This window comes from Dyella japonica, from assembly GCF_040545895.1.
Taxonomy (GTDB): domain Bacteria; phylum Pseudomonadota; class Gammaproteobacteria; order Xanthomonadales; family Rhodanobacteraceae; genus Dyella; species Dyella japonica_D.
The window spans coordinates 260259-283595 of the sequence record NZ_JBEPMU010000005.1; the positions used below are offsets into that span (position 1 = coordinate 260259).

Genomic DNA, 23337 nt, shown 5'->3' on the forward strand with positions numbered 1-23337 from the left:
AACTTTACGCATGCTCACGATCAGCCGATCCATCGTCCTGCCCGAGACCGAGCTGACTGAGCGTTTCCTTCGCGCAGACGGTCCCGGCGGCCAACACGTCAATCGCACCGAAAGCGCCGTCGAACTGCGCTTCGACGTGGCGCATTCGCCGTCCCTGCCCGAACCGCTGCGCGCACGCTTGCTGGCGCGCCGGGATCGTCGCCTTACGGACGACGGCGTGCTGGTGATCCAGGCGCGACGTTTCCGCGACCAGGGACGCAATCGCGAGGATGCCCGCGAGCGCCTGGTCGAGATCATCCGCGCGGCGCTCGTGGTACCCAAGGCGCGCATCGCCACCAAACCCACCCGCGGCTCGAAAGAGCGCCGGCTCGCCGGCAAGCAGCAACGCGGCAAGATCAAGCAAACACGGTCGCGTGATTGGAGTCGCGAATGAGCACGCCGATGCTCCCCCCTGCCCCACCCGAAGCCCCCAAGCTCAAGAGCACGTTCTGGCCATGGCTGGCGCGCGGCCTGCTGCGCCTGTCCGGCTGGAAGCTTCTCGGCGAGCTGCCGAACGAACCCAAGCTGATCATCATCGGCGCGCCGCATTCCTCGTACTGGGATGGCTACTACGGCCTGCTGATGAAGATCGGACTGGGCGTGGACATCAACATCATGATCAAGCGCGAAGTGCTGGACGGCCCGCTGGGCATCATCCTGCGCCCCATCGGCATGATCGCCATCAACCGCAGCGCTGCGCTCAACGTGGTGGGCCAGATGGTGCAGCGTTTCCAGGAAAAGGACCGCATGTGGCTGGGCATCACGCCTGAGGGCACGCGCAAGAAGGTCAAGCAATGGAAGTCGGGCTTCCTGCGCATCGCGCACGACGCCAACGTACCCATCCAGACGCTGTTCCTCGACTATCCGAGCAAGACCTTCCGCTTTGGGCCGGTGGTGCGCGCCACGGACGATCCGGATGCGGACATGGCGAAGATTCGCGCGCTGTTTACGCCGTATCGGGGCAAGCACCGCAACGCCAACGATTGATCGCGCTCCGGTGCGGCCGCGCACAAAGCGGCGCTCCCATCGGATTGACGATCAACGTTCCGAGTGTCCCGACTCATCGTAATCGCGATGCGTCAGCAATCCTGGCTTCACCAGATCAATGAACGCCCTCGCCTCCGCCGTGAGGAACTTGCCTTTGCGCATCACCACGCCGTAGCTGCGCTGGGGGAAATACTGCTTCATGTTTCGGATGGCCAAACGGGAGCGGTCCGCGTCGGTGATGCATATGCCGGTAACGATGGAAATGCCCAGGCCCATCGCCACGTATTCCTTGATCACGTCCCAGCCGCCTACTTCGATGGCCACGCGATAAGGCACCTGGCGCTGTTGGAACACCAGGTCCACAAGGCGATACGTCGACAATCGTTGCGGCGGAAGAATCAGGCCGTACGGCGACAGGTCCTGCAGCGTCACCGTGTCCTTCGCCGCCAGCGGATGATCGGGCGGCATGATCAACATCGGGTCGTAGTGATGCACCGGCGCCCACGCGATGTCGTTGGGCACGTCGAGCATCGAACCCACCGCGAAATCCGCTTCGTCGGCGCGCAGTAGCGCCAGGCCGTCCTTGCCGGTCACGTTGGCCAGTTGCAGCTGCACTTCGGGAAAGTGTTCGCGATAGCGACGTACGAGATCGGGCAGCAGGTACTGGATGGTCGAGCTTCCCGCCGCAATGGTGAGGCGCCCGCCCTGCAGGCCTTTCACCTTGGTGTGGAAGTCGCGATCCAGGTTTTCCCAGCCTTCCACCAAGGGCCGCGCCAGTTCGTACAGCGCCTCGCCTGCGTCGGTGAGGTTGATGCGGCGGCGGCGGCGCTCCAGCAGGCTCACGCCGAGCTCCCGCTCCAGCGCCTGGAGCTGAAGGCTCACGCTGGGCTGAGACAAAAACAGAGCCTCGGCAGCGCGGGTCAGCGTTCCCAATTTGACGGTGTAAACGAAGGCGCGCATCTGCTTCTGCCGATTGCCTTTGTAGTAGAACCGCCCGCCTTCGTCGGCACGACCATACTTGTCCGTACGTCGCCGCGACGGCGTCGAATGCGCTTTTTTCGCCTTGCCCGATGGTTTCTTGTCCATTTTTGTCTCTTGCAACTCAAGCAGTTGCGTCACTCATTAAGAATGACAATACCAAAAATTGAAACATTTGCTTTGTCAAAGCCAATTTCCGTGACCTAGTGTCATCCCATCGTCATCACGGAGATTCGCCATGGCCGTCCCCAAGGAACGACTCGCACTTTTGCCCGCCCAGGTCCAGGGCGGCATCCGCCCGGAACATGCCGCCATCCTCACGCCCGAGGCGCTGGCCTTCCTTGCCCAGCTGCACCGCCAGTTCGACGAGCGGCGCCTGGAACTGCTGGCAGCCCGCGACGCCCGCCAGGCTCGCTACGACGCCGGGGAACTGCCGGACTTCCGCGCCGATACCGTGGCCATCCGCGAGGGCCACTGGACGGTGGCGTCCATTCCGCCCGCGCTGCGCGACCGCCGGGTGGAAATCACCGGGCCGGTCGAGCGCAAGATGATCATCAACGCGCTCAATTCCGGCGCGAAGGTGTTCATGGCCGATTTCGAGGATTCCTCGGCGCCCACCTTCGCCAACCAGATCGATGGCCAGATCAACCTGCGCGACGCGGTGAACGGCGCCATCGAATACACCTCGCCGGAAGGCAAGCACTACCGCGTCAACGGCAACCCGGCCGTGCTGGTGGTGCGTCCGCGCGGTTGGCACCTGCCGGAGCGTCACATCACTGTGGACGGCGAGCCGATGTCCGGCGCGTTGGTGGACTTCGGCCTGTTCGCCTTCCACAACGCACGCACGCTGCAAGCGCGCGACCGCGGCCCGTACTTCTACCTGCCTAAGTTGCAGGCGATGGAAGAGGCCGCGCTGTGGGACGAGGTGATGGCCACCGCCGAAGCCGCGCTCGGCCTGCCGCGGGATTGCATGAAGGCCACGGTGTTGATCGAAACCCTACCGGCCGTGTTCCAGATGCACGAGATCCTGCACGCGCTGCGCGGTCGCGCAGTGGGCCTCAACTGCGGGCGTTGGGATTACATCTTTTCCTACCTCAAGACCTTTCGCTGCCATCGCGATCGCCTGCTGCCCGACCGCACCCAGGTGCAGATGACCGTGCCGTTCCTCAAGAACTATTCGGAGCTGCTGATCCAGACCTGCCACCGCCGCGGCGCGTTCGCCATGGGCGGCATGGCCGCGCAGATTCCGATCAAGGGCGACGAGGCGGCCAACGACGCGGCACTCGCCAAGGTCCGCGCCGACAAGCTGCGCGAAGTGCAGGCGGGCCATGACGGTACGTGGGTGGCGCATCCCGCACTGGTGCCGGTGGCGCAGGAAGTGTTCGACAAGTACATGCCGTCGCCGAACCAGCTCAACGTGACGCGCAACGATGTCAACGTGTGCCGCAATGGGCTGATCGCACCATGCAGCGGCACCATCACGCGCGCCGGCTTCGACAACAACGTGGAAGTGGCGCTGCGTTACACCGCCTCATGGCTGGATGGCCAAGGCTGCGTGCCCATCCATCACCTGATGGAAGACGCGGCGACCGCCGAAATCGCGCGCTCGCAGATCTGGCAATGGCTGCATCGCGGGCCACTGGAATTCACCGACCACGCGCCGATCGACTTCGCGCTGTTCGACCACGCGCTGGCCAAGCACACGCATCGCCTCATCGAAAGCCAGAGCCCGCTGGCGCATCGCGCCGAGCAGGCGGCGGCGCTGCTCAAGCAACTCACGCACGCCGACGAACTCGGCGATTTCCTCACCCTGGCGGCCTACCAGCAGCTCTGAGCTCACCAGTTCCGTCACTACGCATCACGGATACGCAGGAGAACGCATCATGAAGAACACGCTGCCCACCGCCGATCAGATCGCCCTCGACTGGACGAACAATCCTCGCTGGAACGGCATCCAGCGCAATTACAGCGCCGAGGATGTGGCGCGCCTGCGCGGCACCGTGGGCGTGGAGCATTCGCTCGCCCGCCGCGGCGCCGAACGTTTGTGGAAGTCGCTGCACAAGGAAGATTTCGTCAATGCACTCGGCGCGCTCACCGGCAACCAGGCGATGCAGCAGGTGAAGGCCGGATTGCAGGCGATCTATCTCAGCGGCTGGCAGGTCGCCGCCGATGCAAATCTCGCGGGCGAGATGTATCCCGACCAGTCGCTGTATCCCGCCAACTCCGTGCCGTCGGTGGTCAAGCGCATCAACAACACGCTGCTGCGCGCCGATCAACTGCATCACGCGGAAGGGCAGAACAACATCGACTGGATGGTGCCCATCGTGGCCGATGCGGAAGCGGGCTTCGGCGGCGTGCTCAATGCGTTCGAATTGATGAAGGCGATGATCGAAGCGGGCGCCGCAGGCGTGCACTTCGAAGACCAGCTCGCCTCGGTGAAGAAGTGCGGCCACATGGGCGGCAAGGTGCTGGTGCCCACGCGCGAAGCCGTCGACAAGCTCAACGCCGCGCGCCTTGCCGCCGACGTGCTCGGCGTGCCCACGCTCATCGTGGCACGCACCGATGCGGATGCCGCCGATCTGCTGACCTCCGACATCGACGACAACGACAAGCCGTTCGTCACCGGCGAGCGCACCGTGGAAGGCTTTTTCCGCGTCCGCCCCGGCCTGGACCAGGCGATCAGCCGCGGTCTCGCGTATGCACCGTATGCCGATCTCGTGTGGTGCGAGACCAGCAAGCCGAACCTGGACGAAGCGCGCAAATTCGCCGAGGCCATCCACGCGAGGTACCCCGGCAAATTGCTCGCCTACAACTGCTCGCCGAGCTTCAACTGGAAGAAGAATCTCGACGACGCCACCATCGCCACCTTCCAGCAGGAGCTGGGCGCGATGGGCTACAAGTTCCAGTTCATCACGCTGGCCGGTTTCCACAGCCTTAACTACGGCATGTTCGATCTGGCCTATGGTTATGCCCGTCGTCAGATGAGCGCGTTCGTGGAATTGCAGGAGAGGGAATTCGCGGCCGCCGACCGTGGCTTCACTGCCGTGAAGCATCAACGCGAAGTCGGCACGGGTTACTTCGATGCCGTGACCCAGGCCATCCAGCAGGGACAGTCGTCCACCACCGCGCTCAAGGGTTCCACCGAAGAGGCGCAATTCCACGCCTCGCGTCAGGCCAGCGCCGCCTGACCTTGCCTGCCTCGCGTAGGCCGACACGGACGTCGGCGCGTGCGTGGGGAGCGCGGCCCTGTCCAGCGCCCCCACGCATGCCCGCAGGGAATGCGTGGCGCATCGCATTCGTCACGATGCGCTTTCAGGCGGCACCAATGCGATCACCGTCCAGCCCGGACGCGGCTCGAGTTCGCGCTTCACCGACGATACGCGTAGCGCGCCTTTTTCCTCGATGCCGAACAGCAACACCGTCGGCGAACCGTATTGCTCGATGAAGTTCGGCCAGTCGAACGTGCTCGTGAGCCGCGTCGACTTGATGCGCCAGCCTTCGGCAAGACACTCCAGGAAACGCTCGTGTGTCATGTCCATGCCGAACAAGGCCGGCGCCGACAAATGGCCGCCTATTTGTACGCGACCGCCGGTAGCGTTGCCATCGTCATTGTTCAATCGGTAGACCTTGCCCCGGCCGAACTCCTGGCGGTAGTACACGCAGGCCAGCGCATTGCGTTCGCGATGGGTCGACATGGCCAGCAACCGACCAATGCCGGTGAGGTCGAGATGACGCTCCGCATAGGCGGAGGCGGGATAGCCGAAGAACGTCTGCAGGCCTTCCATGCGCGCGTGCTTGATGCCCTCCCAGTGCTCGTCCGCCACGATCACATGGAAACCGGCATCGACCAGCGCACGCGCCACCACGCGTGAGGCCTGATCTGCGCCGTAGATGAGCACACCGGTGGGATCAGGCTCGGCCACCTTCAACCAGCGCGCGAGTGGACGAGCCGTCGCACTCTGCAGCACCACCGTACCGATGATCAGGATGAAGACCAGCGGCACCAGTTCCTTCGCGCCGGCCATGCCAAGCGCGTCGAGCTTCAGTGCAAACAGCGCGGAGACTGCCGCCGCCACGATGCCACGTGGCGCGATCCACGCAATCAACGCGCGCTCGCGCCAGTTCAGCGCGCTGCCAATACTGGCGATCGTCGCCGTCACCGGTCGCACGATCAACTGCGCCACGATGAAGATCGCCACGCCGGCCCACAGCATGCCATCGGGCAACGGCCAGGTCAGTCGCGCCGCCAGCAGGATGAACAGGCTCGACACCAGCAACGTGGTGAGGTTTTCCTTGAAATCGAGGATGTCGTCGATGTGCACGCCGCGCATGTTGCCCAGCGCAATGCCCATCACCGTAACGGTCAACAGGCCGGACTCGTGGGTGATCGCATTGGACAGCGAAAACGCCAGCAGCACCAGGACGAGCGCGCCAAAGTTCTGCAGGTATTCCGGAATCATCTGCCGGCGCAGCAGGAACGCGAGGGTCCACGCCGCCAACAAGCCGATGATCACGCCACTGGCGATGACCGCGAGGAAGACGCCCACCGTGTGCCCCTGCTGGCGCGACACGATGGCCTCGTACACCAACACGGCAAACAGTGCGCCAAGCGGATCGATCACGATGCCTTCCCAGCGCAAGGTGTTTGCGATGCGCGCGTTCGGGCGCACCGTGCGCAGCATCGGCGCGATCACCGTGGGGCCGGTCACGCAGGTCAGCGCACCGAACAGCAGAGCCACGTCCCAGCTGAGCCCCGCGAAGTAGTGCGCGGCGACGCCGAGCATGAACACCGCGATCACGGCGCCATAGGTCACCAGGCCGCGCACGGCACGGCCGATGTCCGGCAGCTCGCTGAAGCGCAGCGTGAGGCTGCCTTCAAAGAGGATCACCGACACGGCGAGCGACACGATGGGAAACAGCAAGGGGCCGAGCAGCTTGTCAGGCGCGAGCGCACCAGCCACCGGTCCCATGAGGATGCCGGCCAGCAGCAGGAACAGGATGGCCGGCAACCTCACCCGCCACGCCAGCCACTGGGCAAGAAACCCCACACCCAGGATGCACACCAGCAGGAATCCGAGATCGAGCGTCATGCGCGGTCCTTCGTGCGGTTGCCGTGAACCTATCGGACCATGCGAACGCGGCCAGCGCCATCGCGCGATGACGCCGCTTGATCGGGAAAACGAGGAAGCCTGGGGAGAGGGCCAAGCCCCGGTATCGGACGGGGGAGGGGGAGGGAGTACCGATACCGGGGTGGCAGGCATAGTTCAATGCAGAACTAGCGGGTACAGATAATACGCTCGCGACGACCTAAGTCAATACCCGTCAGTTCAAAAATTACCCGCAAGGGCCATTAGGCATGGCCCGACATTTCAAAAGCGCCGATACATCAAGGCCTCGGCAAGGTGTGTGCGGTCCAGCAGACCCGCGCCGCCATCCAGGTCGGCAATAGTCCGGGCCACCCGGAGCGTACGGTGGTAGGCGCGTGCGGACAGCCCCAGCCGCTCAAGCGCAGCATCGAACCAGTGACGCTCCGCCGGACCAAGCGCGCAATCGCGTTCCAGTTCGCGGGTACTGATTTCGGCATTGGCGCGCCCGGCCCGCATCAGGCCGTGGTGGCGTGCCTTGATCACCCGCGCCCGGACGGTGGCCGAGTCCTCATCGTTGGGACCACGCGATGCACCCAGTTCCCCAAGCGGAATGCGCGGCACCTCGATGCCCAGGTCGATACGGTCCATCAAGGGGCCGGAAATGCGGCCGCGATAGCGTTGCACCTGGTCGGGCGTGCACTGGCAGCGGTTGCGCGGATCGCCCGCATAACCGCAGGGACACGGGTTCATCGCCGCCACTAGCTGGAACTGCGCCGGAAACGTCGACTGGCGTGCGGCCCGCGAAATCACGATGTGCCCCGACTCCATGGGCTCACGCAGCACGTCCAGCACGTGACGCCCGAACTCCGGCAATTCATCAAGGAACAGCACGCCGTTATGGGCCAGCGAGATCTCGCCGGGACGTGGCAACGCCCCGCCACCCACCAGCGCCACGGCGGAGCTCGTATGGTGCGGGGCCCGGAAAGGGCGACGGCGCCAGAATTTCGGATCGACCGACTGTCCGGCCACGGAAAGCACGGCGCAGGTTTCCAGCGCCTCGGACTCGCTCAGCGGCGGCAGGATGCCCGGCAGGCGCTCGGCCAGCATGGTCTTGCCGGTGCCCGGTGGTCCCAGCAGCAGCAGGTGGTGGCCGCCGGCCGCGGCGATCTCCAGCGCACGCCTTGCCTGCAGCTGGCCGCGCACGTCGGAAAGATCAGGGCCGGTGACTTCGTCGAAAATGCTGGAGGCTTCGCCAGGCGGTGCGAGGTCTTGCGCCCCGCGCAGCCATCCGCAGACATCGGCCAGGGTGTCGGCGACCAGCACTTCGGCATCCGACACCAGCGCCGCTTCCGCCGCATTCGCCCGCGGCACCACCACGCGACGACCGCGCGCCCGTGCTCGCAGCAAGGCTGGCAATACGCCCGACACGCCGCGCAAGGCGCCCGACAACGCCAGTTCGCCGAGAAATTCGCAATCGTCCAGCTTCTCTCGCGGCACCTGACCACCCGCGGCGAGGATGCCAAGCGCAATGGCCAGATCAAACCGCCCACCGTCCTTGGGCAATTCCGCCGGCGCAAGATTCACCGTGACCTTGCGGTTGGGGTATTCGAACGCCGTGTTCTGGATGGCCACGCGAACGCGGTCGCGCGCTTCGCGTACGGCAGCTTCGGGAAGACCCACGATATTGGTACCCGGCAGGCCGCCGGATAGATGGACTTCCACCATGACCTGGGGCGCCGCCACGCCTTCCTGGGCTCGGCTGAGGGTGACGGCAAGACTCATGTCGCTCGCACGATACGTACGGCGCGGGAGCGGCTGCCAGGCTGAAACACGGAGCAACTCCCTCAAGCGGCCTACAGAGAAAAATAGCCGCCCCCGATCGTTCTCGGGGTGAGGGTGACGGATCGGGGGCGGCTCCCGGGACGTGGGCCCGTGCCGCACCCGCTAGTCAGGTGCCCGCACCAGCCTCGAGATCTGCGATTCGCTTTTCCAGAGCCTCGACCTTGGCGCGGGTGCGCGCCAAAAGCTGGCTCTGGACGTCAAACTCCTCGCGGGTGACTAGGTCAAGGCGGCGCAATCCTTGCGCCAGAACATCGCCGAAGTTGGTGCGCAAATCCTGGTGCGCCTGAGCCAATCCTGATGGAACCAACGAAACAAGACGCTGGGCAAGTTGATCGATATCCTGCCTATCCATCATGGATAGCACCTCGAACTCGTCAGGGTGAAGTTTAGGTTCATGTCTTTAAATGCCACTATCGGCATGCTCCACTTCTATGTGTAGGGATTTTCCTACAGAAAGCCGAAAGGCGACAGCGGCCCGCCTCGGCAGGCAAAATGCCGCTCCCGAGCCCGCGACGGGCGTTCGTTCGATCAAGAGGAAAGCCCATGAAGCTGGTCGTTGCGGTCATCAAGCCGTTCAAGCTGGACGATGTGCGCGAGGCCCTGGCTGAAGTGGGCGTGCAGGGCATTACGGTGACTGAAGTAAAAGGCTTTGGTCGCCAGAAGGGCCACACCGAACTGTATCGCGGCGCCGAATACGTGGTCGACTTCCTGCCCAAGATCAAGCTGGAAGTGGCCGTGAGCGACGAACAGGTGGACCGCGTCGTCGAGGCCATCCAGGCCTCGGCCAAGACCGGCAAGATCGGTGACGGCAAGATTTTCGTCAGTTCGCTCGAGCAGGTGATCCGCATCCGCACGGGCGAGATGGACGGCGACGCGCTCTGATCTTGCTCAGGTCGCCAGCTGCGCCCGTTCGAAGCGGCGGTGATGCACCAGCAGGCCGGCGAAGTAACTGATGTAGTAGCCGATCGTCAGGCCGAAGATCGCCAGGGTCAGCGGGCTGTTGCCCATGGCGGGTGCGCTGTGGGCCATGGCCGGATCCTGCAGTTGCGGCATCGTCACCAGGAAGCGCCACGCCAGGCGGCCGACCAGCAGCACGGTGAGCAGGCCGCCGATCCAGGCGTTCGGAATGTAGAGGTCGCTGCCGGCGGCATCGCGCTCGAAGCGCGTCAGCTTGATGCCCACCGCGCCCAGCGCCGCGCCGGCCAGGGCGCCACCCAGCAAACCTTCCAGCAGGCGGACGTTGTGCAGCCCGCCCAGCGCGATCAAGCCGCCGATGACGCTAAGGAAGACGATGCGCCCGATCATGCGCTTGCGGCGGATCGGCTGCCGCCCGAAGCTGCCACGCACGCGGCGCCAGATGGCGAACGCCATGAGCGGGATCATCAGCGCATAGATCATGTTCGGGTTCATCGCGGGCACCAGGTGATGGGATGCCGGCAGCTTATCGGCCCGCGGCCGCCCGTACGACTGACGGGATGCAACCATCGCGGATGACGCCTGTCACCCGCGATGGCGCCAGGACTTACTTGGCCTTGCCCTGATTGGCCACGGCGGCCATCTTCGCCGCGATGGCGTCGGCGTCGCCGAGGTAGTAGTGGCGGATCGGCTTGAGGTCCTTGTCGAACTCGTACACCAGCGGCACGCCGTTGGGGATGTTGAGCTCGACGATCTCTTCTTCGGAGATGTTGTCCAGGTACTTCACCAGCGCGCGCAGCGAATTGCCGTGCGCGGCCACCACAACGTTCTGGCCGGAAGCGATGGCGGGCGCCAGCACGTCATGCCAGTAGGGCACCACACGGTCGACGGTGTCCTTGAGGCACTCGGTGTCGGGAATCATCGAGGGATCGAGGTTGGCGTAACGAGGATCGCTCACCGACTCGTTGCTCGCGCGATCGAGCGGCGGCGGCGGAATGTCGTAGCTGCGACGCCACACCTTCACCTGGTCTTCGCCGTACTTGGCGGCGGTCTCGGCCTTGTTGAGGCCGGTGAGGCCACCGTAGTGACGCTCGTTGAGGCGCCAATCGGTGACCACCGGCAGGTACATCTGCTCCATCGCATCCAGCACGCCCCACAGCGTGCGCACGGCACGCTTGAGCACGGAGGTGTGCGCGACATCGAAGCGGTAGCCGCCGGCCTTCAGCAGGCGGCCGGCCTCGGCCGCTTCGGCCATGCCCTGTTCGGTGAGGTCCACATCGGCCCAGCCGCTGAAGCGGTTGTCCAGGTTCCACTGGGATTGGCCGTGACGAATGAGTACGAGCTTGTACATGGCGGGAATTCGCGGCGGGAAACCTGCGATGGTGAGGCCCCGCCCCGGTCTCGTCAAATCACGCGCCGCCCCTGTCGAAGGTCATGCTAAACCCTGGGGTCGAGCGGTGCATCCTAGGGTGGTCATCATCGTCACGGAGTTCATCATGCGTCGTCATCTGCTAGCCATCGCCCTCGCCCTGACTCTGCCCGTCGTGGCACAGGCCAGTGACAACGACATCGACAAGGTCAACGGCACCGCGCGCGTGGATGCGGGCCAACATGCCGGCAACATCAGCACGGTCAACGGTGCGGTGCGCGTGGGCGACAACGCCACGGTGCAGAAGGCCAGCACGGTCAATGGTTCGATCGACCTTGGCGATCATTCGCAGGCCTCGGCGGTCGATACCGTCAATGGCGGCGTGAACCTCGGCTCGGGCTCCCGCGTGGCCGGTACCGTCAGCACCACCAATGGCGGCATTCATCTTGAGAAGGGCGCCGATGTCGCCGGCAAGGTGGGCAACGTCAACGGCAGCATCAACCTCGACGCCGCACACGTGGGCGGCGGCCTGCAGACCACCAACGGCGACGTGATCGTGGGCGCCAATTCGCGCGTGGAAGGCGGCATCCTCGTCGACAAGCCGGGCGGCTGGAGCTGGAGCAGCAACAACCGCCTGCCGCGCGTGGTGATCGGCCCGCACGCCGTGGTGCAGGGCACGCTGGAGTTCCGCCGCGAAGTAGTGCTTCAGGTGAGCGACAGTGCGCAGATCGGCGCGGTGAAGGGCGCCACGCCGGTGAAGTTCAGCGGTGATGCACCGAAGGACTAGCAGCCAGTTCAACGTCTGCAGTCAAGCGCATTGCAACGGCACCGACGCCCCGTGCACACCAGCTCACGGGGCTCACCCGTCTTTTGTGCCGGGGCGATCGCGTGCCGACAGCCGCCACGTTACGACGAGACTACACGTGAGTGCCGAAAGCGTGGCGATCGCGAAGCGATACGGAAACAGGTTAACCGAGTGACTCACATGATCCCAAAAATGATAGGTCTCTCGTGGAACCCAAATGGTCCAGCCGCCAAGGAGCACGGTGAACATCATGGCTGCCACGATGGTGACAACGATACTGGCGAAAATTGAACGCCAAAGCGGTGAGGCCGCGATGCGGTGGGTAAGCCAAAAAACGAGCAACCAAGCCCCTAGCGCCAGTGGGATTGCCAGCCAGCCCCTGGAAAGACCGAGCGCCGTATCGGAAACATTCGACAGATAGGGCGCGGCGACGTTGTATATCCAGTCAGCCGAAAGCAGCCCAAAAAAAGGCACTGCAAACGACAGCGACAACAAACCTGGTTGCATGCAACGGCCAAGCCGAGATGCCGACAGGGAGCGAGTGCCCGATGCGTGCTTCATGTTGATACGTTCACACCCAATCGCGCGGCTTGAGGTAATCACTCAGCCGCGCCTCGGGCGATTCCGGCGCGGGCTGGAAGTTGTATTCGAAGCGCACGCGCGGCGGCAAGCTCATCAGGATCGATTCCGTGCGTCCGCCCGACTGCAGACCGAACAACGTGCCACGGTCGTACACGAGGTTGAATTCCACGTAGCGGCCGCGGCGATACAGCTGGAACTCGCGTTCGCGCTCGCCGTAGGTTTCATGCTTGCGGCGCTCGACGATGGGCAGGTAGGCGTCGAGGAAACCCTGGCCCACATCGCGGGTGAAGGCGAAGCAGCGCTCGAAGCCGCCCTCGTTCAAGTCGTCGTAGAACAGGCCGCCGACGCCACGCGTTTCGCCGCGGTGCTTGAGATAGAAATACTCGTCGCACCATTTCTTGTAGCGCGCATACACATCGTCGCCATACGGCACGCACAGGTCGCGCGCCACGGTGTGCCAGTGCAGCACATCTTCATCGCGCGGATAGAACGGCGTGAGATCGAAGCCGCCGCCGAACCACCACACCGGCTCCACGCCTTCCTTGCTCGCTTCGAAATAGCGCACATTGGCATGCGTGGTCGGCACGTGCGGGTTGCGCGGATGCAGCACCAGCGACACGCCGGTGGCCACGAAACCGCCGCCCGCCAGATCGGGGCGATGCGCCGTGGCGCTCGGTGGCAACTGGCTGCCGTAGACGCGTGAGAAATTCACGCCTGCCTGCTCGAACACGGCGCCATCGCGCAGCACGCGCGTACGGCCACCACCGCCGGCAGGACGCGTCCACGCGTCTTCTTCGAAACGCGCCTTGCCATCGATCTGTTCGATCGCCGCGCAGATGCGATCCTGCAACTCACGCAGGAACAATTCGGCTTGGTCGGCTTGCTGGCTCATCGGGCGGTCCGTCGTCGTTCGAAGGCCGCAAGCTTAGCAAGCGCCGCGCGCGGGCCGCTGCGGCGGCAGTCGCGCATCAGCTTAGGCGTGCGCTGATGCGCCGATGGCCGATCAAGGTCGCCCAGCGCATGCCGATGTCGATCCACATCAGGTAACCCGACTCGGCCAGCAGCCGCACGACATAGCGGCGATTGAGCTCCAGACTAGGCTCGGCCGCGATGGGCACGCTGCGGAAACCGAGCCTGCGTGCGAGCAGCTGGCAACGCGCAAGGTGATAGCGACTGGTCACCAGCGCCACCGGCGGCAGCACGCGCGTGACCGGTCCGTCTTCCTGCAGCAGGCTGCGCGCGTGACGCAGGTTTTCCAGCGAGTCCACCGAGGCCTGCTCCAGCTGCATCACCACGCCCGGCGGCAACTCGTGCTGCTCCAGCCAGCTGCGGCCCGCCGCCGCCTCGCTGATGGCCCCGCCGCTGCGGCCGCCCAGCAGCAGCACGTGCTCGGTGTCATGCGAACGCATTAGTGCCAGCGCGCGCAGCAGGCGCGCCTGATAGTCCTTTTCGGGTGCGTCCCGCACCAGCCGGCGGCCGAACACCAGCACCGTCATGGGCTGTCCGGGCGTCACAGGGCTGCGCGCCGCCACCCGCCATACATGAACGAGGTAGCCGACCCACACCAGTCCCAGGCTCAAGGCGACCGCGGCCACGGTGACCACGGCGGCGTGCAATACGTCCCGGTCGCTAAGGTAGCGCCAGGGGCCACGCTTGAGCGGAGCGGTGATGGGCGGCACGGTCGATTGGGGCAGGGTGGGGAGCCGTTGGTGGCGCAGTGTCCCACGGGGCCTGGCGCCGCGTCCTGCGAGGCCGTCACGCCAGACGCCAGCGGGCGTCAAAAGGGAGACGACAAATATGAACGCGTTCAAGCGTACGGTGCGCCCAGACTAGGAAATGTTGCAGTCGCTCGTTAGGCTCGCGCGATGTCAGTACCGATCCAACCCCTTGCCGTCAGCGCCTATACGGTTACTTCAGCGCTGGGCCAAGGTCTCGAAAGCCATCTCGCCGCCCTGTCCACCGGCCACGGCGGCCTACGTGAAAATGACTTCAGCAGCGCACCGTTGGCGTGCTGGATAGGCCGTGTCGATGGCGTCGAAGACGCCGCGCTGCCCGCCGCCCATGCGGCATGGGAATGCCGCAACAACCGCCTTGCGTGGCTGGGATTGCAGCAGGACGGCTTCATCGAGCGCGCCCTGGACGCCCGCCAGCGCTATGGCGCGGCCCGCGTGGCGCTGGTGCTGGGCACCTCTACGGCAAGCATTGGCGCCACTGAGGAGGGCTACCGCCACCTCGACAGCGACGGCCGCATGCCGGCCGAACTGCGTCGCCCGCCGATCCATGCGCCGCACTCGCTGGCCGCCTTCGTAGCCGAAGCGCTGGGGCTGGAAGGCCCCTGCCTGACGGTGTCCACGGCCTGCTCGTCCAGCGCCAAGGTGTTTGCCACTGCCGAGCGCCTGATGCGCCTGGGCCTGGCGGACGCGGCGATCGTGGGCGGCGTGGATACGCTGTGCGACAGCGTGCTGTTCGGCTTCAATGCGCTGGAGCTGGTATCACCCGAACCGTGTCGCCCATTCGATCAGGCACGCGGCGGCATTTCCATCGGCGAGGCCGCCGGTTTTGCGTTGCTCGAACGCGTGGCCAGCGCACCGGCGGCGTCGCGTCTGCTCGGCTATGGCGAGGCCAGTGATGCCCATCATATGTCCACGCCGCACCCAGAGGGGCTCGGTGCCGAGCTCGCCCTGCGCGACGCGCTGGCACGCGGCGGGCTGCGCGCGGAGCAGGTGGATTACATCAACCTGCATGGCACGGCGAGCCTGAAGAACGACGAAGTGGAAGCGGCACTGATCACGCGCGCCTTTCCCACCCATACACGCGCCAGTTCCACGAAAGGGTTTACCGGCCACACACTCGGCGCGGCTGGCATTCTCGAAGCGGCGGTCGCGTTGCTGGCCATTCGCCACAACGTGATTCCCGGCAACCTTGGGTGCACGCATCCGGACGAAGCCTGCGGACCGCAGCTTGCGCTACGGAGCGAGCAGCGCGCCGTCAACGTGGCCTTGAGCAATTCGTTTGGGTTCGGTGGCAACAACGCTTGCCTTGCCTTCGGAAGGGCACCGGCATGAGCAGGCTGCAGATTCACGTGGAAGGCATCGGCTTGTGGTCGCCCGCGCTGGGTGATTTCGCGGCGCTGCAGGCGCAGCTCAGTGGCGCATCGGTGGAGGCACCGGCCGCGCGGCCGCCCGCCATCACCTTGCCGCCGAACGAACGCCGGCGCGCGCCAGAAAGCGTGCTGCTGGCCGTGGAAGTCGCCGGACAGGCCGTGGCCATGAGCGGCTATGCGGCGAGCGAGTTGCCCTGCGTCTTCAGCTCCACCTTTGGCGATCAACTGATTTCCGACTACATGTGCGCCACGCTGGCGAGCGCCCCGACCGAGCTTTCGCCCACGCGCTTCCACAATTCCGTGCACAACGCACCGGCCGGTTACTGGACCATCGCCACCGGCTGCCACGCGACCTCGAGCGCGATCTCGGCCGGTCGCGCCACACTGGGCGCAGGCCTGCTCGAAGCGGCCACGCTCAGCGTGACCGAACAGCGACCGGTACTGCTGGTATGCAGCGATATCGCGGGCACCGGGCCGGTGGGTGACATGAGCGGCACGCGCAGCTCGTTCGGTTTCGCGCTGGTGCTTTCACCTTTCGCTACGCCGCGCACGCTGGCAAGCCTTGGCATTGATCTGGCGATTCATGCCCAGGAGGCTCTACGTCCAGCGCCGGCAACCGGCGCCTGGTACGAAAGCAATCCGATCGCCGCATCGGCATGGCCGCTGATGCAGAATCTCGCTAAAGGCGAAGGTGCGTGCACCCTCGCCGCTGCCGAAACCCTGGCCTTGAGGGTTGCGTTGGAGACACCCGTTTGAATACGTCCGATGTCCGCTGGTGCGTGCTGATTCCCTGCCTCAATGAAGAGGCGGCGATCGGCGAAGTGGTGCAATCCGTCCTGGAACAGGGCGTATCCGTCATCGTGGTCGATGACGGCTCGGACGATCGCACGCCCGACATCGTGCGCGAACTGCCGGTGACGCTGCTGCGTCATCCGCAGCGCAGCGGCAAGGGCGAAGCACTGCGCACCGGTTTTCGCGAAGCGCTGCGCCAGGGCTTCGACGCCGTGCTCACCATGGATGGCGACGGCCAGCATCTGGCCAGCGACATCCCTCGTATCGTCGCGGCAGCGCAACGTTATCCCAACCACATCGTGATCGGCGCGCGGCTGCTCGAACGCGAGCAGCAGCCCAAAGGCCGTCGCCGCGCCAACGCCGTCGCCGACTGGGGCATCTCGTGGGCCTGCGCACAACCCGTGGCCGACACGCAGAGCGGACAGCGCTGGTATCCACGCGCCGCGCTCGATCTGGTGGACCTGCCCGCGGAAAACTTCGTATTCGAAGCGGCCATCCTGATTGCCGCGTCGCGCCAGAAAGGCCTGGGCGTGGTATCGGTACCGATTGCCTCGCGTTACCAGGGCGAATTCCGCATCAGCCATTTCAGCCCGATCCGCGACGTGACACGCATTACCACGTACACCATTGGGCAAGTGATCCGCCATGGCGACGTGGTGGCGAGCTATCGCCGTTCGCGCGCCTCGCAGCCCATCGTGTTCGATACGGCGGTGACCTGAGGAACCGCACGCGGGGCACACAAGCCCGCGAGCGGCACGTCATCACACCATGCCGCCGTTGACGCCTATCACCTGCCCGTTGATATAGCCGGCCGCATCCGAACACAGGAAAGCCACCAGCGCGGCAACCTCTTCCGGCTTGCCCGCGCGCTGGGCGGGCACGATCTCGCGAATGCGTTCGGGCGGAAAATCCTCGCCGATCATGCGACCCTCGATCACGCCCGGTGCCACCACGTTGGCCGTAATGCCGCGCGAGGCCATTTCGCGCGCCAGCGAACGCGTGGCGCCATGCAGCGCCGACTTGGCCGCCGCATAGTTCGCCTGGCCGCGATTGCCCAGCTGCGCCGCCACGGAACTCACCGACACGATACGGCCGAAACGCGCGCGTGCCATCGGCAACAGCAAAGGTTGCGTGACGTGGAAGAAACCATGCAGTGACACGTCGATCACGCGTCGCCATGCTTCTTCGGACATGCCTGCCAGCGGGCTGTCCTCGTGCACGCCGGCATTGTTGACCACGGCATGGATCGGTCCGTCCGTGAGCAAGGTCTCCAGCGCATGGCGCGTGGCGGCCGCATCCGTCACATCGAACGTGACCGACTGCGCGGCGCCACCGGCATCGCGTATGGCGGCTGCAATATCGTCGGCACGGGCCAGGCTGGCATTCGCATGCACGATGACGTGATAGCCACCCGATGCCAACGCCTGCGCGATGGCGCCGCCGAGATCACCGCTGCCGCCGGTCACCAGCGCACGACGGGGAGTATGGGCCTGTGACATGGCGACCTCGCTGTCAGGAAAGAGGATGGATGACGGCCGCACGACCACTCACCAGTACGCGGCCGCCCTGCTCGACACGAAACGCATACTGCGCGCCGGTGTCGTCGGCGTAAAGGCATTCGGCATGGACGTCCAGACGTCCGTGCGAAGGGTCCACGTATTCGGTATCGAGCGCGACATCACGCAAGCTCACCAGACGACCCGGCCTCGCGTGTTCCACGCCACGCGAGCGCGCCAGCAACGCTCCATGTACCGCCATGGCCTGCGCGCCGTACTCAGCAAGATGCACTGCGTGCAATCGGTGCCCGCTGCGCAACGGATGATCGGACAGTGCATGATTCTCGGCTACGGCGTGAATGCACGTGTCGTCCCACGTCAGCACGGCATCCAGCAGCGACATCGCGCCGTGGTGGGGAATGAGATGAGCCCAGTCAGTCTTGGCGAGCATGCGGTGCCATCAGAATCGAAAGACAGAAGTGGAAGGCGACGCCCAGGCTCACGGTGAGGCCAATCGCGCGCAGCACGGGAATGGTGCTCCATCCCAGCATGCCAAACACCAGCAAGGCCGACAGCACGCAGACCAGCGTCGCGTGCAGCGTACGGCGCTGCTCGGCCGCATCGCCCGTATCGCGCTCGAAGAACAGTGCGTAATGCAGGCCAAGGCCCGCGGCCAGGATCAAGGCGACCAGGTGAAACAGCGACACTTCCACGCCTGATACACGTTCGACGGCGAGCACCAGGAACGTCGCCAGCGTCATCGGCGCCAGCACGTGCCACGCGCGCCGCACGCTGCGCAAGGCCACGATGATGGCGATCACCAGCAGCAGCGTGGCGCCAAGCAAGGCACGGAGAATACGTGCCCGATAGTCCACGACCAGCGATTCGGCCGCACCTTTGAGATCCAGCAGCCGTACAGCGCCCCCACTGTCACGGGCGAGCGTCTGCAGGGCATCCACGTCGTGCACGCCGCTGAGCGTGCCAAGGCCGAGCCAATGACCGTCGCGCGGCATCAGCATCGTGGAGACACGCTGTCCCAGGGGCGATGCAGCAAACCGCTCCGGCGTGAGCAACGGCAAGTTGCGCGCTTTCTCCACATCGTTGACGAAGGGCTCGAACAATCCAGGCTGGAAGGGCATGCCCTGCTCGGCTTCGGCCAGTGCATGAGTCAATGCATCGCGATCGGGCAAGGCCTGCTGCCGTGCACGCTGCAGCGCCTCGCTGGGCAGGTAGCGCGATGGCAGCTCCACCGCATCGACCGCATGGCGTGCGACCAGCGCGTCGACCGCAGGCTCCAGCTTCTCCGACAGCGCCAGCACGCCTTGTTCATCCGGCGCCTGCAAGACCAGCAGATAGCGCACGTCGGGCGCGCCGAGTGCTTCGCGCAAGCGCGCATCGCGCATGAGGAGATCACGCGGCAGCGGTGTCAGCGCCGACAGATCGTTCTGCCAGAACGGCCCCTGTGCGAACACCAGCATCAACACAGTGGCAACCGCCACCAGCAGGGGAACCCAGCGGGGACGCGGCAGATGGTCGACGAATCGACACGCACGGATCAGCCATCCCATGTTGGCGACGTCGTGCACGCGTTCGGGCAGCAGGTAAGGCAGCAGGTAGCGCGTGCTGAAGCCGGCCACCAGCAAGCCTGTCACGGTGAAGACGGCCAACTGCTTCAAGCCATTCACGCCGGAAGCGAAGAAGGCAGCGTAGGCAATGCACGCCGATGCGATGGCAGTGAGCAGCAACGGCCACAACTCGCGCACGCTTTCCACGGCGCTCTCGCCGGCACGGCGATGGCTGAGCACGCGAATCGGATACTCCTGCGCCACGCCAAGCAGGGTGAAGCCGAACGCAAGCGTGATGCCATGCACCTGCGGAAACAGCAGCACGAGCGCGCCAATGCCTGCGAGTGCGGCGCTGGCGATGGGCAAGGCGGAGAACAGCAGCGAACCGATGCTGCGGTACGCCAGCAACAGCAACACGATGAAACCTACTGTCGAGATGCGGCCGATCCATTCCGCCTGTCCGCGCGTCTGCGCATTCGCCACCACGCTGAAATAGCCGGGCCCGCTGACCACGACGGATGCACCGGCATGATCCGGCAGGGCATCGAAGTCGCGATGAATGCCATCGATGGCCTGCGCCTGTGCGTCCGGATCAAAACCCGCCGCGCGCGTCAGCACCAGCAACAAGGCTTCGTGCTGAGGCGAAAACCACACACCCTGCACGACTTCCGGCGACTTGGGCGGCGACCAACGCTCCGCCAGCTTGAGCACTTCCAGGGTGGGATCGCGAGCCAACAGTCCCTTCAGCAAGCTGGCCGCGGGCGACGAAAGATCGTCCAGGCGCTGCTCCAGCTCGTCGCGCAGATAGGCGGCATCCAGCGGCTGATGATCGAGCGTGGGCGAGAGCAGATAACGATAGGGCAGCAGTGCGTCGTCGAGTGTGCCGATATCGAAGCTGCCGTTGAGTACCTGCGCGTAGCGTTCGTCCTTGCGCAGGGTGACGGCGAGTTGCTGGCTCAATGCAGCAATCTGTTCGTCGGATTTTCCGGTGATGGCGAGCAGCAACAGGCGCGAGCCCGGGCCCTCGCCCACCTGCTCCACCAACAGGCGCTGGTCAGGCGTGGTGGGCGCGGGCATGAAGCTGCGCAGATCGGTGCTTACCGTGAGATACCGGGCAACGAACAGGCCGAGCGCGGCAAGCGTTGCCAGCCAGAGCACCAGCAGCGTCAGGCGGCTGCGGCGCACCTTCAACTGCCTCGACAGAGGAGGGTCAGCGCATCGCGCGTGGGCGTCGCCGGCATCTTGGCCGCGTAGTCGCCGAGCAGGTCGATGGCGACATCGCCATCGGCTTCCTGCATGCGCATGCAGTGCGGCTCGTTGCCGCTGCCGTCGATGTCGATGCGGCTCACCGTCTGTGCGAGTTTTGCGTCGCGTGGCGTCAAGGTGAGCGTCCAGTGATCCGCGCCATCGGCGCTGTGCTGCACGGTGAACGCCTGTTCGAGGCGGGACGCATCGCCGCCCAGCAGGGCCACGAAGCTGTCGAGCAGCAACTGCAGTTGCGGCGCGCGCTTCAGCGAAAAGCTTCGCGACGAACGGCCTTCGCGTTGCTGCGTGACCTCGCCATCGGCGATGGTCGAGACTTCACGCGTGGGACGTTCCACCGTGCGCTCCAGCTTGTCGCCGCCGAGCCATGCAAGCTGCCCGGACACCACCAGCGGCCGCTCCAGCATTTTCATGAAGCGCGCTTCGGCAAACGGCGTGCGCGCGGGAGCGGGCCGCCCCAGCGATGCCACCAGCGCCCGTGCGGTCGCAGCGTCTTCAGGCGCCGACGCGTTCGCGCACAGCGACAGCATCAGGCCGCACAGCAGTGTCCACGTCTTGCTGCCAGAAGTCATAGAAGTTGAACCAGTTGTAGGGGGCGACGTGGATGTAGTGTTCCACGCGTCGGGCAAAGCGGGCGATGACCGCGTCCAGCGCCTGTGCACGATCCTGTCGCGGAATCTCGATGCGTTCGGCGAACGGCTCGAAGATCAGGCGATAGCGGTTGCCGCCTTCGTACAAGCCGAAGCACAGCACCACCGGCACGCGCAGGCTGTGCGCGAGCAGCCAGGGCCCCACGGGAAACGGCGCGGGTTCGCCCAGGAAGGTCGTGCGGCGCAGCACTTCATGTTCGCGTCCGCGATCGGCCAGCAGCGCCACCATGGCGCCTTGTTCGCAGGCTTCGGCCATGGCGAGTGTGATGGACGGACCACCCTTGGAGGCGTCGATGACGTTGGCGCCCACGTCGGGAGCCAGCGCTTCGAGCAGCTCCGTCAGGGCCGGCGTCTTCTGCTTGTCCAGCACCACCCGCAGCCGCGTGCCCGGCCGGCGCGAGCTGAGCGTGCGCAACGCCTCGAAACTACCCTGGTGCGTGCCCAGCAGGAGCACACCACGCCCCTGTGCAAAGCTGGCTTCGAGCTGTTCAAGGCCTTCCACCGTGACCTCGAAGCCCTTTTCGCCGCGCGCGAGCAGGAACACGCGATCGAGCATGGTCGAGGCAAAGCAGTGGATGTGCTTCATCACATGCCAGGGTGTGACCGGCTTGTCGAGCACACGCTCCAGGAAACGGCGCGACGCTTCGCGCTCGGGCCCCCGCCGAAGGTAGAAGTACAGCGTGATGGGATACAGGATCACGCGGCCAAGCGGACGGCCGCCATACAACGCGATGCTGCGGATCAGCCACAGCGCGAAACGCCCACCGCCCTCCGGGCGATTCTGCCAGTGCTCAGTCATATCGTTCCCTCGATGGAGCCGCGCGCGAGCAGATCGTCCCCTCGACGAATCTCGAAACGCACGCGGCCATGTGCTTCAGTCAGCGCGACCTGGGCATCCTGTTCCGGCAACAGCGGTGCAACAAACTTGGCGTCCAGCACGCGTGCCAGCCGCTCGCCGCGCCAATCGCGCAGCGCCAGCGCCACCTGCTCCAGCAACATCACGCCCGGCACCAGCGGTGAACCGGGAAAATGCCCGGGCAGACTGGGGTGATCAGCCGCTACGCGAAACGCGCGCTGGAACGACGCCTGATTCATGGCGACGCCGAATCCTCGCCGCGCACCAGCGTGGGCCAGCGAGCGGCGAGGCCCAGCGCCAGCTCATGCAGGCGCGGATGATGCACATGGCGCAGGTGCCAGCGACGGAACACGTTTTCCAGCAGGAACGCGCTGGCGATCAACACATAACCGCCCACATGCACATACGACTGTGCCAGACCCGCATGCACGGGCCACGGCGAGGCAAGGCCCAACGAGCTGAGCAAGCCGCCCGGCTCCGCGCACAACAGCAACACCGCCAGCACCAGCGCCTGTGTCGCCGTAAGCAGCGTCCAGAACCAGGTGAGATGACGCGCGTAGGGCGCGATGCCGGGAACGGCGAGACGCTCGGGACCTTCCAGCGCCTCGATGAAACGCGCGATCAGCGGCACGCGCCCGGCGCGCAAGGTGCGGCCGAACAGGCACGCCAGCAACACGTTGATGGCAATGGGCACGCATTCCAGCAACAGGCCGACCATGCCGTGCAGCCACAACCAGGCCATGGCCGCCAGCGTGCCCGTCCACACGAGCCACGGCATGGCGCGACGCGTGGCGAGCGCGGGAATCATCAGTACGGTAAGCAGCAAGGCGCACGCCGCCAGCGAGAAACCCTGGCGATGGGTGAGCACGCCTGCCATCGCAAGCACCGGATAGCCGAACATTAGCGGCATCCAGCGCCGCGACGTCGATTTCGGTGAGGGTGCGATCAGGGACGACATGGATGGCTCAGCCTGCGTGACAACGGAACGGCACGACCTGAAGTCTGCCG

The 23337-nt window shown here is 65.3% G+C and carries 25 protein-coding genes; 9 read left to right on the forward strand and 16 right to left on the reverse strand.

The genetic code is table 11. The annotated features are described in order from the left end of the window. The first annotated feature begins 10 nt into the window (after positions 1-10). Together arfB and ABIC75_RS16945 are read left to right on the forward strand one after the other, a co-directional pair. On the forward strand, positions 11-433 hold the full coding sequence (gene arfB / locus ABIC75_RS16940) for an alternative ribosome rescue aminoacyl-tRNA hydrolase ArfB (protein WP_354015070.1): 423 nt from the start codon (positions 11-13) through the stop codon (positions 431-433). After that, entirely contained in the window at positions 430-1026 is a 597-nt protein-coding gene (locus tag ABIC75_RS16945) for a 1-acyl-sn-glycerol-3-phosphate acyltransferase (protein WP_354015071.1), read from the forward strand. Before arfB ends, ABIC75_RS16945 begins: the two co-directional genes overlap by 4 nt. A gap of 51 nt (positions 1027-1077) precedes the next feature. Here ABIC75_RS16945 and ABIC75_RS16950 read toward each other — a convergent pair whose 3' ends face one another. Then, entirely contained in the window at positions 1078-1986 is a 909-nt protein-coding gene (locus ABIC75_RS16950; protein ID WP_436407941.1) for a LysR family transcriptional regulator, read from the reverse strand. 256 nt (positions 1987-2242) lie between these two features. On the opposite strand from ABIC75_RS16950, the gene aceB reads away from it, so the two are divergent. Together aceB and aceA are read left to right on the forward strand one after the other, a co-directional pair. Beyond that, positions 2243-3838, forward strand: a complete 1596-nt coding sequence (gene aceB / locus ABIC75_RS16955; protein ID WP_354015073.1) for a malate synthase A — start codon at positions 2243-2245, stop codon at positions 3836-3838. 49 nt (positions 3839-3887) lie between these two features. Further along, on the forward strand, positions 3888-5192 hold the full coding sequence (gene aceA / locus ABIC75_RS16960; RefSeq protein ID WP_354015074.1) for an isocitrate lyase: 1305 nt from the start codon (positions 3888-3890) through the stop codon (positions 5190-5192). A 111-nt stretch (positions 5193-5303) separates the two neighbouring features. Here aceA and ABIC75_RS16965 read toward each other — a convergent pair whose 3' ends face one another. The 3 genes from ABIC75_RS16965 to ABIC75_RS16975 form a co-directional block, all read right to left on the reverse strand. Further along, positions 5304-7094, reverse strand: a complete 1791-nt coding sequence (locus ABIC75_RS16965) for a cation:proton antiporter (protein ID WP_354015075.1) — start codon at positions 7092-7094, stop codon at positions 5304-5306. Positions 7095-7373: 279 nt separating this feature from the next. After that, positions 7374-8873 (reverse strand): YifB family Mg chelatase-like AAA ATPase, encoded by a 1500-nt coding sequence (locus ABIC75_RS16970; protein ID WP_354015076.1) that lies wholly within the window; start codon positions 8871-8873, stop codon positions 7374-7376. 166 nt (positions 8874-9039) lie between these two features. Continuing rightward, positions 9040-9288 carry an accessory factor UbiK family protein gene (locus tag ABIC75_RS16975; RefSeq protein WP_354015077.1) on the reverse strand — a complete coding sequence of 83 codons (249 nt, stop codon included), beginning with the start codon at positions 9286-9288 and terminating at the stop codon, positions 9040-9042. Between the two features lie 188 nt (positions 9289-9476). On the opposite strand from ABIC75_RS16975, the gene glnK reads away from it, so the two are divergent. Further along, on the forward strand, positions 9477-9815 hold the full coding sequence (gene glnK, locus ABIC75_RS16980; protein ID WP_046971250.1) for a P-II family nitrogen regulator: 339 nt from the start codon (positions 9477-9479) through the stop codon (positions 9813-9815). A 6-nt stretch (positions 9816-9821) separates the two neighbouring features. Here glnK and ABIC75_RS16985 read toward each other — a convergent pair whose 3' ends face one another. Both ABIC75_RS16985 and gpmA read right to left on the reverse strand, forming a co-directional pair. Then, entirely contained in the window at positions 9822-10418 is a 597-nt protein-coding gene (locus ABIC75_RS16985; protein ID WP_354015078.1) for a DUF1453 domain-containing protein, read from the reverse strand. A 37-nt stretch (positions 10419-10455) separates the two neighbouring features. Further along, positions 10456-11199, reverse strand: coding sequence for a 2,3-diphosphoglycerate-dependent phosphoglycerate mutase (gpmA, locus tag ABIC75_RS16990; protein WP_354015079.1), 744 nt, complete (start codon positions 11197-11199; stop codon positions 10456-10458). Between the two features lie 145 nt (positions 11200-11344). Between gpmA and ABIC75_RS16995 the strand changes: the two genes are divergently transcribed. Beyond that, the gene (locus tag ABIC75_RS16995) at positions 11345-12004 is read left to right on the forward strand and encodes a hypothetical protein (RefSeq protein WP_354015080.1); all 660 of its coding nucleotides are present in this window, start codon (positions 11345-11347) and stop codon (positions 12002-12004) included. Between the two features lie 72 nt (positions 12005-12076). Here the strand turns inward: ABIC75_RS16995 and ABIC75_RS17000 are convergent, their stop codons facing one another. From ABIC75_RS17000 to ABIC75_RS17010, 3 genes are all read right to left on the reverse strand, one after another. Continuing rightward, positions 12077-12583: a hypothetical protein gene (locus ABIC75_RS17000; protein WP_354015081.1), complete on the reverse strand. Its 507-nt coding sequence runs from the start codon at positions 12581-12583 to the stop codon at positions 12077-12079. A gap of 10 nt (positions 12584-12593) precedes the next feature. Next, positions 12594-13496, reverse strand: coding sequence for an oxygen-dependent coproporphyrinogen oxidase (gene hemF, locus ABIC75_RS17005; protein WP_354015082.1), 903 nt, complete (start codon positions 13494-13496; stop codon positions 12594-12596). 76 nt (positions 13497-13572) lie between these two features. After that, on the reverse strand, positions 13573-14283 hold the full coding sequence (locus tag ABIC75_RS17010; protein ID WP_354015083.1) for a YdcF family protein: 711 nt from the start codon (positions 14281-14283) through the stop codon (positions 13573-13575). A 186-nt stretch (positions 14284-14469) separates the two neighbouring features. Between ABIC75_RS17010 and ABIC75_RS17015 the strand changes: the two genes are divergently transcribed. Genes ABIC75_RS17015 through ABIC75_RS17025 form a run of 3 tightly spaced genes read left to right on the forward strand, consistent with a single transcriptional unit; the run spans position 14470 to position 17218 of the window. Beyond that, the gene (locus ABIC75_RS17015) at positions 14470-15669 is read left to right on the forward strand and encodes a beta-ketoacyl-[acyl-carrier-protein] synthase family protein (RefSeq protein WP_354015084.1); all 1200 of its coding nucleotides are present in this window, start codon (positions 14470-14472) and stop codon (positions 15667-15669) included. Further along, positions 15666-16463 (forward strand): beta-ketoacyl synthase chain length factor, encoded by a 798-nt coding sequence (locus ABIC75_RS17020; RefSeq protein ID WP_354015085.1) that lies wholly within the window; start codon positions 15666-15668, stop codon positions 16461-16463. The genes ABIC75_RS17015 and ABIC75_RS17020 overlap by 4 nt, the downstream gene beginning before the upstream one ends. Then, a complete protein-coding gene (locus tag ABIC75_RS17025; RefSeq protein ID WP_354015086.1) occupies positions 16460-17218 on the forward strand; it encodes a glycosyltransferase family 2 protein in 759 nt (252 codons plus the stop codon). Before ABIC75_RS17020 ends, ABIC75_RS17025 begins: the two co-directional genes overlap by 4 nt. Positions 17219-17260: 42 nt before the next feature. Here the strand turns inward: ABIC75_RS17025 and fabG are convergent, their stop codons facing one another. The 7 genes from fabG to ABIC75_RS17060 are packed head-to-tail and all read right to left on the reverse strand — an operon-like array spanning position 17261 to position 23287. Beyond that, the gene (gene fabG / locus ABIC75_RS17030; RefSeq protein ID WP_354015087.1) at positions 17261-17998 is read right to left on the reverse strand and encodes a 3-oxoacyl-ACP reductase FabG; all 738 of its coding nucleotides are present in this window, start codon (positions 17996-17998) and stop codon (positions 17261-17263) included. A 13-nt stretch (positions 17999-18011) separates the two neighbouring features. Continuing rightward, positions 18012-18446: a phosphotransferase gene (locus tag ABIC75_RS17035; RefSeq protein WP_354015088.1), complete on the reverse strand. Its 435-nt coding sequence runs from the start codon at positions 18444-18446 to the stop codon at positions 18012-18014. Then, on the reverse strand, positions 18430-20745 hold the full coding sequence (locus ABIC75_RS17040; RefSeq protein ID WP_354015089.1) for an MMPL family transporter: 2316 nt from the start codon (positions 20743-20745) through the stop codon (positions 18430-18432). The genes ABIC75_RS17035 and ABIC75_RS17040 overlap by 17 nt, the downstream gene beginning before the upstream one ends. 2 nt (positions 20746-20747) lie before the next feature. Beyond that, complete coding sequence (locus ABIC75_RS17045; protein WP_354015090.1) at positions 20748-21395, reverse strand: LolA-related protein; 648 nt, start codon at positions 21393-21395, stop codon at positions 20748-20750. Next, positions 21319-22272, reverse strand: a complete 954-nt coding sequence (locus ABIC75_RS17050; RefSeq protein ID WP_354015091.1) for an LpxL/LpxP family acyltransferase — start codon at positions 22270-22272, stop codon at positions 21319-21321. The genes ABIC75_RS17045 and ABIC75_RS17050 overlap by 77 nt, the downstream gene beginning before the upstream one ends. Next, a complete protein-coding gene (locus ABIC75_RS17055) occupies positions 22269-22568 on the reverse strand; it encodes a hydroxymyristoyl-ACP dehydratase (protein ID WP_354015092.1) in 300 nt (99 codons plus the stop codon). Before ABIC75_RS17055 ends, ABIC75_RS17050 begins: the two co-directional genes overlap by 4 nt. Next, positions 22565-23287 (reverse strand): xanthomonadin biosynthesis protein, encoded by a 723-nt coding sequence (locus ABIC75_RS17060; RefSeq protein WP_354015093.1) that lies wholly within the window; start codon positions 23285-23287, stop codon positions 22565-22567. The genes ABIC75_RS17055 and ABIC75_RS17060 overlap by 4 nt, the downstream gene beginning before the upstream one ends. Between the last annotated feature and the right edge of the window lie 50 nt (positions 23288-23337).

Coding starts and splice junctions, on each gene's coding strand:
- arfB (WP_354015070.1), top strand. CDS start 11: ATGCTCACGATCAGCCGATCCATCGTCCTGCCCGAGACCGAGCTGACT.
- ABIC75_RS16945 (WP_354015071.1), top strand. CDS start 430: ATGAGCACGCCGATGCTCCCCCCTGCCCCACCCGAAGCCCCCAAGCTC.
- ABIC75_RS16950 (WP_436407941.1), bottom strand. CDS start 1,986: ATGCGCGCCTTCGTTTACACCGTCAAATTGGGAACGCTGACCCGCGCT.
- aceB (WP_354015073.1), top strand. CDS start 2,243: ATGGCCGTCCCCAAGGAACGACTCGCACTTTTGCCCGCCCAGGTCCAG.
- aceA (WP_354015074.1), top strand. CDS start 3,888: ATGAAGAACACGCTGCCCACCGCCGATCAGATCGCCCTCGACTGGACG.
- ABIC75_RS16965 (WP_354015075.1), bottom strand. CDS start 7,094: ATGACGCTCGATCTCGGATTCCTGCTGGTGTGCATCCTGGGTGTGGGG.
- ABIC75_RS16970 (WP_354015076.1), bottom strand. CDS start 8,873: ATGAGTCTTGCCGTCACCCTCAGCCGAGCCCAGGAAGGCGTGGCGGCG.
- ABIC75_RS16975 (WP_354015077.1), bottom strand. CDS start 9,288: ATGATGGATAGGCAGGATATCGATCAACTTGCCCAGCGTCTTGTTTCG.
- glnK (WP_046971250.1), top strand. CDS start 9,477: ATGAAGCTGGTCGTTGCGGTCATCAAGCCGTTCAAGCTGGACGATGTG.
- ABIC75_RS16985 (WP_354015078.1), bottom strand. CDS start 10,418: ATGGTTGCATCCCGTCAGTCGTACGGGCGGCCGCGGGCCGATAAGCTG.
- gpmA (WP_354015079.1), bottom strand. CDS start 11,199: ATGTACAAGCTCGTACTCATTCGTCACGGCCAATCCCAGTGGAACCTG.
- ABIC75_RS16995 (WP_354015080.1), top strand. CDS start 11,345: ATGCGTCGTCATCTGCTAGCCATCGCCCTCGCCCTGACTCTGCCCGTC.
- ABIC75_RS17000 (WP_354015081.1), bottom strand. CDS start 12,583: ATGAAGCACGCATCGGGCACTCGCTCCCTGTCGGCATCTCGGCTTGGC.
- hemF (WP_354015082.1), bottom strand. CDS start 13,496: ATGAGCCAGCAAGCCGACCAAGCCGAATTGTTCCTGCGTGAGTTGCAG.
- ABIC75_RS17015 (WP_354015084.1), top strand. CDS start 14,470: ATGTCAGTACCGATCCAACCCCTTGCCGTCAGCGCCTATACGGTTACT.
- ABIC75_RS17020 (WP_354015085.1), top strand. CDS start 15,666: ATGAGCAGGCTGCAGATTCACGTGGAAGGCATCGGCTTGTGGTCGCCC.
- fabG (WP_354015087.1), bottom strand. CDS start 17,998: ATGTCACAGGCCCATACTCCCCGTCGTGCGCTGGTGACCGGCGGCAGC.
- ABIC75_RS17035 (WP_354015088.1), bottom strand. CDS start 18,446: ATGCTCGCCAAGACTGACTGGGCTCATCTCATTCCCCACCACGGCGCG.
- ABIC75_RS17045 (WP_354015090.1), bottom strand. CDS start 21,395: ATGACTTCTGGCAGCAAGACGTGGACACTGCTGTGCGGCCTGATGCTG.
- ABIC75_RS17050 (WP_354015091.1), bottom strand. CDS start 22,272: ATGACTGAGCACTGGCAGAATCGCCCGGAGGGCGGTGGGCGTTTCGCG.
- ABIC75_RS17055 (WP_354015092.1), bottom strand. CDS start 22,568: ATGAATCAGGCGTCGTTCCAGCGCGCGTTTCGCGTAGCGGCTGATCAC.
- ABIC75_RS17060 (WP_354015093.1), bottom strand. CDS start 23,287: ATGTCGTCCCTGATCGCACCCTCACCGAAATCGACGTCGCGGCGCTGG.